This is a genomic window from Pantoea sp. BR_17, from assembly GCF_041955125.1.
GTDB lineage: Bacteria > Pseudomonadota > Gammaproteobacteria > Enterobacterales > Enterobacteriaceae > Pantoea > Pantoea stewartii.
In genome coordinates this window covers 224,221-236,618 of record NZ_JAVAXT010000004.1, presented here as the reverse complement: position 1 = coordinate 236,618, position 12,398 = coordinate 224,221, and the positions used below count along the sequence as shown (strand labels likewise).

The window sequence follows — 12,398 nt, the reverse complement described above, 5'->3', positions numbered from 1 at the left end:
AGACGCGTGATCAGGCAGACAGCCAGGCAAACTCGTGGAAGCGATAGCCCATCAACATGCCTGACGGCCAGGCTTCCAGCCCTTTCAGCTTTTTGCTGTAACCATCCATCGAGCTGATAAAGGCAGGAATCAGCGTGCCGCAGTGGTCATAGATCAGGGTTTGCATATCGCCGTACATCTGCTTGCGTTTGGCTTTATCACGTTCGCCACGCGCCGCAATCACCAGCTGATCGAACTGTTCATTTTTCCAGCCGCATTCGTTGTTCGGTGCGCTGGAGAGATAAAACTGTGAGAACAGCATATCCAGTGTTGGCCGCGGGTTGATGGAGCCGTAACCAATGGGATCTTTCATCCAGTGGGTGCCCCAGTAGCCTTCATACGGCACACGACGCACGTTGACGTTCAGTCCGACGTTGCGACCTACCTGCTGAATCAGTTGCGCGCCTTCGGTTGCGCCTTCCAGCGGCGGCGTCGTAACAATCTCAATGGTTTGCCCGCTCATGCCGGCTTTGTTGATATAAAACTTCGCTTTTTCCGGATCCAACGGACGGGGTTTGAGATCGGCGTTGTACAGCGGGTGCCACGGCGGAACCGGCGTGTCGTTGCTGACGTCGCCAAAGCCCTGCAACACGGTTTTCACCACGATCTCTCTGGGTTGCAGATATTTCATCGCCAGCACGAAATCCGGATTGCTGCCGGGTTTAATGTCGGTGCGGATAATCAGGTTGGTGTACATGCCGCCCTTGGTTTCAAGCACCCCATGATCCGGTGTACGGCTGATGCGCATACTGTCCGAGGCTTTCAGCCCTGAAGCCACCTGAATATCGCCTGATAACAGAGCATTGACGCGGGCCGCCTGATCGGTCACGCCGAGCAGCTCCACCTGGTCCAGATGCGGCAGCCCCGGTTTAAAATAGTTGGGATTTTTCGTGCCAAGCGTACTGACGCCAGGCGTAAAGCTTTTGCAGACAAACGGCCCTGTGCCGATACCTTTGCTGAAATCTTTGGTGCCGTCCTGCACGATCAGGAAGGGCGACGTTGCGAGCATGTAAGGAACGTCAAAGTTAGGTGCCACCAGAATAAGCTGCACTTCATTGTCGTTGACAGCGTTGATGGTTTTGAACTGCTCAGCCAGCTTGAAAGCGCTGGACGCGACGGCTGGATCTTTATGGCGGCTCAGTGAATAAACCACGTCTTTGGACGTAAACGGCTTACCATCATGGAAGGTCACGCCTTTACGCAGCTTAATGCTCCAGGTGACGCCATCGTCAGAGTCGATGGATTCCGCCAGCGCAGGTTTCACCGTCAGGGTTTTATCCACCTCTGTCAGTCCGCTGTAGAACATAAACTGGCGCGTAAAGTCGGCGCTGTTATTGCCTTTCGCCGGGTCCAGCGTGTCAGTCGCCGACGCATTGGACATGCCCACACGGATTTTGCCGCCCTGAGTCGGTTTCTCCTCTGCCAGCGCCATGCCAGGGAAGCCGATCAGCCCGGTGCTCATCGCGGCCCCGGCTGAAAGCAATTTCATCAGACTGCGGCGGGACAGCGTACCTTCAGTGATCATCCGCGTCAGAGCAGGATTGGTTACGTCAGATTCTTTATTATCGATTTTACTCATCTGTACACCCTCATTACGTTTTCAAGCGAACGGTGAAATTCCCTGCGTTAATCAGACGGCACATGCTGTGTGGCGCGCACCGCGAAGGCGATGATTCGGTCATGATGTTTCGACCCGATAATGCCCCGGCGGCCTGAAAAACAATGTGAAGTTATGAAAGGCGATCCTTTGCTTTGTAGTAGAGCCCGGCGAGAGGCAGGAACCACGGTTTTCCGTGATAACCCGGCAGTGCAGGCCATGTCTCGCGCTGCCAGGGGTTATCGCGGGATTTCTCACTCAACAGATCGGCCATGACCCGGCCCATCCATACCGACATCTGCGTGCCATGCCCGCTGTAACCCAGCGAGTAAAACACACCGTCCTGTTCGCCTGCGTGCGGCAGGCGATCGGCGCTCATATCCACCATGCCGCCCCAGCAGTAGTCGATCTGCGTATGGCGCAGTCTGGGGAACATACTGGCCATAGCGGCGTGCAGGATGTCCCCGCTGCGGGAGTCCGACGTTGGGTTACTGATGGCGAAGCGTGCCCGGCCACCGAACACCAGACGGCTGTCCGCGGTGGTCCGGAAGTAGTTGCCGATGTTCATGGAGGTCACATAGTTACGTTTATGCGGCAGCAAGCCGGTAAGAAGCGCCGTATCCAGCGGCTCGGTCACCACGATAAAGCTGCCTACCGGCACAATACGGCGCTGGAACCACGGGAACGGACCGTCACTGGAACAGCCCGTCGCCATCAGCACTTTATCGGCCAGAATGTCACCTTTGCTGGTCACCACCCGATGGCGGTAGCCGTCAAGCCGTTCCAGCTTCGTAACGTGATGGTGCGTATAAATTTTTGCCCCACTGCGGGCCGCGACTTCGGCCAGGCCGACGCCAAATTTGCCCATGTGCATCTGGCCGCCGTGATGCTGTAGCAGGCCGCCATGGAAATCGCCGCCGTCGATCTCCTGCGCAATCTCTGACTGACTGAGCAGCTCCACTTCCGGATCCACCGTACGGCGCATCAGTTCCCAGGCCTCACGCAGGCCGGAGAAGTGCGACGCCTTACTGGCCAGTTTGAGCTTGCCGCACAGACGAAAATCACAGTCAATCTGCTCGTCTTTAATCAACTGCCCGACATAGGTCACGGCATCATCGAATGCCTTATAGAACCGACTGGCCTGCTCAAGCCCCTGGCTGGCCACCAGTGAAGCAAAGTTTTGCGCCACGCCGGTGTTGCAGTGACCGCCATTACGGGCGGAGGCCTGACTCATCACCTCCCCGCTGTCCAGTACCACCACATTGATCCCACTGCGCGCCAGTGATAAGGCCGCCGAAACACCGGTAAAGCCCGCCCCGATCACCACCACATCCGCATGGGCGGGTAACGGACCGCTGGCGGCCGCGCGAAACGCCGGTGCGGTCGCCTGCCAGTACGATTCCAGTTTCATAACGCTGTCCTTACAGACCCACGACGCCGGGCAGGCCGCCAATGTCTTTGATTTCGGTGTATTGGTAATAGGGGTTAGCCGGTTCGTGGCCACGGTTGACCCAGACCTTGTGTTTAATGCCAAGATCGTGCGCCGTCATCAGGTCATAGCGGAAACTGGAGGACACATGCAGAATTTCGTCCGGACGGCAGTCCAGTTTCTCCAGCATGTATTCAAAGCCTTTCATCTGCGGTTTATACGCGCCCGCTTCTTCTGCGGTAATCGTCATGTGGATGGGCGCACCCAGACGAGGAATATGGTGTGGAATCAGATCCTTCATTGAATTGGTCAGCAGCACCAACGGGAAGGCTTCCGCCACTTTAGCTAATCCGGCAGGTACATCCGGATGCGGTCCCCAGGTGGCGCAGTCGGTGTAAATGTAATCGCTGTCTGCCTGCGTCCATGTCACGCCCCACTTTTTACAGGTGCGCTGAATCGCATTGCTGACCACATCGTAATAGGGTTTCCACGCGCCCAGCACTTCGTCCAGGCGGTAGCTGGAAAAGTCGGTCACAAAGGCCGCCATGTCTTTCGCGTCGACGCGATCGTGAAAACAGCGTTTTGCCGCACCGGCCATATCAAAAAAGATCAGCGTGCCATAGCAATCAAACGTGATGAATTTGGGTTTAAACAGTGCCATTACATTAACCTCGTTATTGTCTGGTTAGGTGCTTAAAAATCGATAAGGACGCTTTTCTGGCGCTGGCAGGCCTGGAACGCCTGACGACCCAAATCTTTGCCGATGCCGGACCCCATGAACCCTCCGGTAGGGATAATGAAATCGCCGGACCGCCCGTAGCGGTTGACCCATACCGTGCCGGAAGCGATTCCCCGTATCGCACGCATCGCACGTGGCAGGCTCAGCGTGTGCACCCCGGCGCACAGGCCATAGGTCTCATGTGCCGCCAGCGCCAGCCCTTCGTCTTCGCTGTCGAACGTCTGAATTGTCAGCACAGGCCCGAAGATTTCCTGCTGCACTGCCGGATTATCCTGTTTCACCTGCGTCAGCAGCGTAGGTTGCCAGAACCAGCCCTCGTCGGTATCCGCGAAGCGGTCACCGCCCACCAGCACGTCTGCGCCCTGGGCTTTCGCCGCCTCAATCACGGACTGCACTTTGTTGCCCTGACGCGCATCAATCAGCGGGGCATAGCGGCTGGTCTCCTGCCAGGTCACGCCAGGCCGGACCTCACGACACAGCGCCGCCAGCCGTTCCGTCAGCGCATCGGCAATACCGCGCTGCACAATCAGGCGCGTCCCGGCAACGCAGGCCTGGCCGCCGTTGGCGGTAAAGCCACGCAGAATACGTTGTGCCAGCACCTCAATCTCGCCCGCATCATCAAACACCAGTTGGGGGCTTTTGCCGCCTAACTCCAGCGTGACGGGCTTCATGCCAAACTGGGCCGCATCACTCATAATGCGCGCGCCTGTCACAGTGGAGCCGGTAAAGGAGACTTTGCGCACCAGGGGATGCCTGACCAGGGCGCTGCCGGTCACCGCACCGCTGCCCTGCACAATATTCAGAATGCCCGCCGGTAACCCGGCCTGTACCGCCAGCTCGGCCATACGCACGGTGGACAGCGGCGTCAGCTCTGAGGGTTTTAGCACTACCGCATTGCCTGCGGCCAGCGCAGGTCCGCATTTCCATGAAGCCATGGACAGCGGGAAGTTCCACGGCGTGATCGCCCCGATAACGCCATAGGGCTCCGCAATCAACATGCCCAGGCTACTGTCGCGTGTCGGAAACAGATCGCCGCTGTATTTGTCGGCGCACTCGGCATAGAAGCGAATGGCTTCGGCAGTAAAGGGAATTTCATGTTGCACGACATCGGTAATCGGACGGGTTGAGCCAAGGGCTTCAAGCTGCGCCAGCAGGGGATCCTGTTCGATTAAGTCTGCCCAGCGGCGCAATACCCGACCACGTTCACGCGGTGCACATCCTGACCAGCCGCTGGTTTTCAATGCCTGATGTGCCGTCATGACGGCATGGTCAACATCCTCTGCCTGGGCTTCGCGCAGCGTGGCAAACACCTTGCCATCAGACGGGCGTTTAACGGCAAAAGCGCCGCCCTGGGTCTGTACATGTTTTCCGCCAATATAGTGACCAGGCGGGAGTTGCACGCTTTCCGGGTCGAAACTCAACATGAAAGAATCCTTATTTGTTACACCCATCACACGCTGGATGAATTAATTTCTGGCAATGCTTTTCGGCACGCTTTATTAGGTAATGCAGAAAGTATGCCAGCCGTTAAAAAAATAAAAATGCGTTTAAAACCGCCCAAAAAAATTTTTGTGCCGTATTCGTGAAGGATTTATTGCGGAATTGCCGAAGGGTTAAACAGATGATTTACTTCACAAAAAAGCCGCATTGCTTTGGTGCAATGCGCATGAAACTTGCACTAAAAAGGAGAATACGGATAAAACGTCGATCTGGCGCACAAAAAAAACGCCAGCATAACGTTCATGCTGGCGAGGAATATCAGAAATTAAAAGTTAAATTACAGGCTGCCCATGTGAAATGTTTTTTGCTCCAGATATTCGTCAATGCCATATCGCGACCCTTCGCGACCTATCCCGGATAATTTCACGCCGCCAAACGGCGCGACTTCCAGCGAAATGACGCCGGTATTAAAACCGACCATGCCAAACTCCAGCGCTTCCGCCACGCGCCAGGCTCGACGGATATTTTCAGTAAAGAAGTAAGCGCCGAGACCAAAGGGTGTGTCATTTGCCATCGCCAGCGCCTGTTCTTCATCATCAAAGATAAACAGCGGAGCCACCGGTCCAAAGGTTTCTTCCTGCGCGATGCGCATCTCACTCGTGACCTGTCCCAGCACGGTGGGCTGCACCCACGTACCGGGGTCGTTGCTGATGCCACCGGTCAACAGCGTTGCGCCTTTTTGCAGCGCATCATCAATGTGCCCGTTGACCTTCTCCACCGCGGAGGTATTGATCAACGGCCCGATAGTGCTGCCAGGGGCAAAACCATCCCCGACCTTCAGGGTCGCCACCGCGTCCAGCAGTCGGGCGGCAAAGCGTTCATAGATGTTACGCTGCACCAGAATACGGTTGGCACACACACAGGTTTGTCCCGCATTACGGAATTTGCTGGTCATCACGCCTGCGACGGCAATCTCGATATCCGCGTCGTCAAAGACAATAAGCGGCGCGTTGCCGCCCAGCTCCAGACTCAGGCGTTTAATGCTGTCAGCGCACTGCTTCATCAGCAGCTGGCCCACGCGCGTTGAGCCGGTGAACGAGATTTTACGCACCAGACGGCTTTCGGTCAGCGCGGCGCCGATGTCTGTCGGCATGCCGGTGAGCACCTGTAAAACGCCTGCCGGGAAACCCGCGCGCTCGGCCAGCACGGCCAGTGCCAGTGCAGACAGCGGCGTCAGGTCAGACGGTTTAACGATAATCGGGCAGCCTGCCGCCAGTGCCGGTGCGACTTTGCGGGTAATCATTGCGATGGGGAAATTCCAGGGCGTAATCGCTGCCGCGACGCCAACCGGTTGTTTCAGGACAATAATGCGCCGGTCGGTCGTTGGGGCGGGAATGGTGTCGCCATAAATCCGACGCGCTTCTTCCGCAAACCATTTCACAAAACTGGCACCGTAGAGCACTTCACCGCGCGCCTCCGCCAGCGGCTTGCCCTGTTCTGCCGTCATGATGATGGCCAGATCGTCAGCGTTATCAAGAATAAGCTGATGCCATTTTTCCAGCAGCGACGCACGGGTGGCATTGGGGGTTGTCGCCCATGCATGGCGGACCGATTCGGCACAGGCAATTGCCGCCTCCGTTTCCTGGCGACCTAACGCCGGTACGCTAGCCAGCGTTTCGCCCGTAGCCGGATCGTTAACGGCGAGCGTTGCGCCCTGATAACCGTGTTGCCATTCACCGGCAAACAGCGCCTGCTGGCGCAGTAGTGTGTGATCTTTCAGTTGTATACGTGACATCGCATCCCCCTTTTTCAGTTCTCTTCACTTTATCGGTTGGGGGAAGCGCAGGATGTTGTTATTGGCAGCCAGAAAGCGTTCGCTATGGCGAATGACGGCCGAAAAAAAATTTTATGCCGTCAGGGCGCAACGCGGAGTCAGATTTGAAAGTCGATTACGGGCTCATCATCGCCTGCCGTAGAGAGCGCCTGCGCTTTAATTTCTTCAAGCGACAGATTCGCGTTGCACAGCTCAAGGAACTGCCAGACGTAATTGCGCTGCAGTTGTCCCCGTTTCAGGCCCAGCCAGACGGTGTTGGCGTCGAACAGGTGAGTGGCATCCAGCCGGACCAGCTCTCCGCCCGGCTCTTTTTCACAGGCCTGATCGGCCAGAATACCGACGCCCAGCCCGAGTTTGACATAGGTGCGCACCACATCGGAATCCTGAGCGCTGAGCACGATATCCGGCTTTAAGCCGGCGCGCTGAAACGCGCTGTCCACCCGGGAGCGGCCGGTAATGCCCTGCCGGTAGGTAATTAACGGATGCTGACTGAGGGCATTCAGTGAGACCGGCTGCTGTTGTGCCAGTTCATGATCGCGCGGGACCAGCAGTGCATGGTGCCAGCTGAACCAGGGAAACGCGGCCAGGCTGTTATTATTCGCCAGCATTTCACTGGCAATCCCGACATCCACCTCACCGGCCAGTAGCATATTCACAATTTCCTGCGGCGATCCCTGATTAAGTTCAAGCCGGACATTAGGATAAAGCTGGCGAAAGGACTTGATGACCGGCGGCAGGCTGTACCGGGCCTGCGTGTGTGTGGTGGCGATAGAGAGAATGCCGCTGGATTCGTTCGTGAAGACATCGGCCAGGCGACGCACTTTACCGGCTTCATCGAGAATGCGTTCGGCGATGGTAAGCAGCGCCTTGCCCGGCTCCGTCATACCAAGCAGGCGCTTGCCACGGCGGACAAAAATTTCGACGCCAAGCTCATCCTCCAGATCGCGAATATGACGGCTGACGCCTGATTGCGAGGTAAACAGCGTGCTGGCGACCTCCGTGAGGTTGAACTCCCGCCGCGCGGCTTCGCGAATAATTTTAAGTTGCTGGAAATTCAAAATATTTACCTCTCTTTACGCAATCTGATCATTCGATAATAAAAACGCTTATCGATAACCTGAAATAATAAAAAAGATTTATTTATGCGTTTGAAGCATATAGCCGGCGGCAGGACGCACAGACAGGACAGCATAGAAGAGGAGAAAAGGCAGCGGCGCGGTTTTACGCGCCCTGCTTGAGAGGGATAAACAGAACGCTGTGTTTAGCTGACCAGCGTGAGTTCGCGTTTTTCAGTCAGTGGCTTGTTGAGCAGCGACAGCAGAATATTTTTAACGGCCTGTGCGGGTGGCGATAACGGCAAGCGGTGCGAAAGATTCAGTGACAGCGGCAGGCTGATGGTCGGGCTGGTGATCCGCGCCATCCAGGCCTGGGTTGAACCAACCAGCGCTCTGGCCGCCGATTCAGGCAACACGGTCACGCCCATCCCGCTGGATATTGCGGCGGTGAGCGTCGAAAGCGATTCGATCTCGCCAATAATGCGCGCGCTCAGGCGGCGCAGTGAGAAAGCCTCATCAACCCGCTGGCGCACGGCGCTGTAATCACGCGGCAGAAACAGGCTCATCTGGGCTACCTCGGCCAGATCGACGTTGGCGCCAGGGCAGGCGGTTGCGCCGACCAGATAGAGATCTTCTTTCAGCAGGGGCACGCTGTTGATGCCCGCCGTGGGGGCGCGGTCATACAGCACCGCCATATCCAGTTGCCCGCTGATGATGTTGTCATTCAACGCACTGCTGCTGTTTTCATGCAGGTAAATCATGATATCCGGGTACTGTTCCCGTACGGTTTGCAGAAGCGGCATAGTTAACGCGGATGCCGCCGTGCCCGGTGCCAGACCGATTGACACCTGCCCCTCCACCACCTGACCGGCATTCATCACCGCAGACTGGGCCAGCTCACACTGCCGCAGAATGACGCGTGCATGGCTGTAAAGCAGTTTACCAGCTTCGGTCGGTGTGACGCCGCGTTTGGTCCGGTTCAGAAGTTGCTGTTCCAGCTCGCCTTCCAGCGTAGCAACCTGCTGGCTCAATGCAGGCTGAGCAATATGCAGCACTTCTGCTGCCTGTGTCAGGCTACCGATATCGACGATTTTCACAAAGTATTTCAGCCGTCTTAAGTTCATCTTGCCTCCGTCGCTACGTCAAGGTGTCTGGCTGGTCGCTACTTACCAGCCTGCATAAGAGGGAATTGCAAGATGCAGACCAGGTTTATTCAGTTTGCAAAATATCTTTGAAAATTTTTCTAACAGTCGGATAAAAAAGCGTTTCCTGTTACCTCTAAAGAGGTAATCCCGGACGACTGCCAGACCTGCTTTTCCCATTCATGTCGCCCTGCACCGCAATAGTGCGCAACATGACAGACCAGCGTGCAGGGATGGTTAACAGGCAATCTTCACCGAGGATGAGGCTTGACGACCGGGAAATCCTCCCACCTCTCCGGGGCAGGGTTTATCCGTAAAAGGCGGGAAACGTAACAGGTTTAGCAGACCGCCGGGGCGGCGTTATTGCGGCCCGGCAGACGTGCAAAGGCGCATTAGTTAAAAGAAATAACCGAAACGTTTACTACCCTGTTTTTTCTTTTAACAGGATCGCGAAACGGGACGACGCAAACGCATTTGTGATGTAGCAAGGCGGCGGTGGCGCTTAGTCCCGGGCGCAGGGTGAACGATGTGACCGGGATAAGCGCCTGCCGCCAGCGCCGTTACAGCGCCAAGGCGGCAGCGTATTCAGCGTTTGGCACGGTTGCGTCGCATATCGATGGTCACTGCGGCGACGATGATGATGCCTTTGATGATATCCTGGATATACGCATCTACCCCGACAAACGTAAAGCCGCTTTTAATCAGTCCCAGTATCACCGCGCCTATCAGCGTGCCGGTAATGCGCCCTACGCCGCCCATCAGGCTGCTGCCGCCGATAACCGCCGCGGCAATCGCATCCAGCTCATAGCCCACGCCCATGCTCGACTGGCCGCTACTGACGCGCGCTGCCAGTACCACGCCCGCCAGGCCGGACAACGCGCCTGCGATGGTATAGACAATAATCAGGTATTTATTGACGTTGATACCGGACACTTTGGCCGAGGTCATATTACCGCCGATGGCGTACACGTATTTGCCGTAGCGGGTATGTTTCAGTGCGATGTGGAACACCAGCGCAACCACCAGGAAGATAATGACCGGCATTGCGCCCTGGCCAATCGAGGTGAACCCGTCAGAGAGAAAACTGATAGGGTTACCCTGGGTGTAATACTGTGCCAGTCCACGGGCCGACACCATCATGCCCAGCGTGGCAATAAACGGGGGAATACCGGTACGGGTAATTAATACGCCGTTAATCAGACCGCACAATAACCCTACCCCAATGCCGGCCCCAATCGGCACCACCGCGGGCATGTTCACCAGTGACGGGAACATCGGAGTCAGCGTATCTGAAGTTTGCGCCAGACTGGCGGCTACCACGGCAGTGAGCGCGATAACCGACCCGGAGGACAGATCGATACCGGTGGTAATAATGACCTGGGTCACGCCCACAGCAATGATGCCGATAATGGCAACCTGCAGGACGATAAGAATCAGACGATTGGTGTTCATCAAAAAAGACTGATCGCGCACATACCAGCCAAACATTTCGAAAATCAACGCAATGCCGACCATCACGACAAAAATGCCGGTATCTTTTGGCAGTTTCTGACGTAAATGCGCAAAAAAAGAGGGTTGATGCTGAGGAGCCTGCGTGGCCGTTGCTTTCATATTACTCATCGTGGTTTCGCGCCTCATTCGGATGCTAACGACAAAATAGTTTCCTGATCGGCCTCGTCTTTATCGAGGATGCCGGTAATGCGCCCACCATGCATCACCATGATACGGTCACTCATGCCCAGAATTTCCGGCAGCTCTGACGACACCATAATGATGGCAACTCCACGGTTGGCCAGTTCACTGATCAAACGGTAAATCTCTGCTTTCGCCCCGACGTCAATTCCACGGGTCGGCTCATCAAGAATCAGGATTTTGGGTTGAGCCAGCAGCCAGCGGGCAATCAGGACTTTCTGCTGATTCCCTCCGCTCAGGTTATTGATGATTTGGTCCATGGTGGGGGTTTTGATATTCAGACGGCGGATCTGATCCATGCAGTCCTGAGCCATTTTCACATGACTGACAAAACCGCCTTTACCGCTGTATTCAGGCATGTTGACGATGCTCATGTTCTCTAACACCGACAACACCAAAAACAACCCGGACTTCTTGCGATCTTCTGTCAGAAACGCCATTCCTTTTTCGATGGCGACCGACGGCGAATCAATAGCGACCGGCACACCATCAATCAGGATTTCGCCGCTGTCGAAAGGCACCATGCCAAACAGGCTTTCCATCACTTCACTGCGTCCGGCACCGACCAGACCCGCCACACCGAGAATTTCCCCACGGCGCACGCCAAAGCTGACGTCGGAAAAGCGGTCCTGACAACTCAGATGACGAACGGTGAGCACCTCTTCCCCAATCGCATTATTGAATTTCGGGAACAGCTGCGTCAGCTCACGTCCGACCATTTTGGTAATCAGCGACTGACGCGTGAATGCGCTGGTACTGTCGCTGCCCACCCAGTTGCCATCGCGGAACACGCTGATTTCATCCGTAATGGCGAAGATCTCATCCATTTTGTGACTGATATAAACGATGGCTTTGCCCTGCTCGCGCAGATCACGAATGATGGTAAACAGATGGGCGACCTCGGTTTCAGTCAGGGCGGAGGTGGGCTCGTCCATGATCACGATGTCCGAGTTCCAGGACACCGCTTTGGCGATCTCCACCATCTGCTGTGACGCAATACTGAGTTCGCCCACCAGCCGATCGGCTTTCAGTCTGATGTTCAGGCGGCTTAACAACTGCTGGGTTTCTTCATTCAGTCGGGCGTGATCGACAAAACCAAACTTCACCGGCTCCCGTCCCAGCCAGATATTCTCTGCGACGGTCATATGCGGCACCAGGTTGAGTTCCTGATGAATCATGGAAATACCGGAACGTAACGCATCCATGGTGTCCCTGAACTGCACTGGCTCCCCTTTAATTTTAATGGAGCCCTGATCGGGACGGTACATCCCGATCAGGCATTTCATTAAAGTGGATTTGCCCGCGCCATTTTCACCCATCAACGCATGTACCGTTCCCGGACGCACACGTAACGACACATTATCCAGTGCCTTCACGCCCGGAAAGAACTTGCTGATGCCTTCGGCTTCAAGCGCAAACGCGGTCATACAT

At 55.9% G+C, this 12,398-nt stretch carries 9 protein-coding genes; all 9 read right to left on the bottom strand.

Translation table 11 applies throughout. From position 1 onward, the window contains the following. Window positions 1-10: 10 nt before the first annotated feature. Window positions 11-1,618 (bottom strand): ABC transporter substrate-binding protein, encoded by a 1,608-nt coding sequence (locus tag RAC60_RS08965; RefSeq protein WP_058701620.1) that lies wholly within the window; start codon window positions 1,616-1,618, stop codon window positions 11-13. A 151-nt stretch (window positions 1,619-1,769) separates the two neighbouring features. Further along, window positions 1,770-3,047: an FAD-binding oxidoreductase gene (locus tag RAC60_RS08960; RefSeq protein WP_006119656.1), complete on the bottom strand. Its 1,278-nt coding sequence runs from the start codon at window positions 3,045-3,047 to the stop codon at window positions 1,770-1,772. 10 nt (window positions 3,048-3,057) lie between these two features. After that, window positions 3,058-3,726 carry a haloacid dehalogenase type II gene (locus RAC60_RS08955; RefSeq protein WP_039338052.1) on the bottom strand — a complete coding sequence of 223 codons (669 nt, stop codon included), beginning with the start codon at window positions 3,724-3,726 and terminating at the stop codon, window positions 3,058-3,060. A gap of 32 nt (window positions 3,727-3,758) precedes the next feature. After that, window positions 3,759-5,228, bottom strand: coding sequence for an aldehyde dehydrogenase family protein (locus RAC60_RS08950; RefSeq protein ID WP_375093388.1), 1,470 nt, complete (start codon window positions 5,226-5,228; stop codon window positions 3,759-3,761). A 353-nt stretch (window positions 5,229-5,581) separates the two neighbouring features. After that, complete coding sequence (locus RAC60_RS08945) at window positions 5,582-7,039, bottom strand: NAD-dependent succinate-semialdehyde dehydrogenase (protein WP_375093386.1); 1,458 nt, start codon at window positions 7,037-7,039, stop codon at window positions 5,582-5,584. Window positions 7,040-7,176: 137 nt separating this feature from the next. Then, entirely contained in the window at window positions 7,177-8,136 is a 960-nt protein-coding gene (cbl, locus tag RAC60_RS08940) for an HTH-type transcriptional regulator Cbl (protein WP_006119660.1), read from the bottom strand. Between the two features lie 203 nt (window positions 8,137-8,339). Beyond that, the gene (gene nac / locus RAC60_RS08935) at window positions 8,340-9,257 is read right to left on the bottom strand and encodes a nitrogen assimilation transcriptional regulator NAC (protein ID WP_006119661.1); all 918 of its coding nucleotides are present in this window, start codon (window positions 9,255-9,257) and stop codon (window positions 8,340-8,342) included. A 603-nt stretch (window positions 9,258-9,860) separates the two neighbouring features. Next, window positions 9,861-10,886 (bottom strand): ABC transporter permease, encoded by a 1,026-nt coding sequence (locus RAC60_RS08930; protein ID WP_369974382.1) that lies wholly within the window; start codon window positions 10,884-10,886, stop codon window positions 9,861-9,863. Window positions 10,887-10,909: 23 nt separating this feature from the next. Continuing rightward, window positions 10,910-12,394 (bottom strand): sugar ABC transporter ATP-binding protein, encoded by a 1,485-nt coding sequence (locus RAC60_RS08925; protein ID WP_375093383.1) that lies wholly within the window; start codon window positions 12,392-12,394, stop codon window positions 10,910-10,912. Window positions 12,395-12,398: the final 4 nt, after the last annotated feature.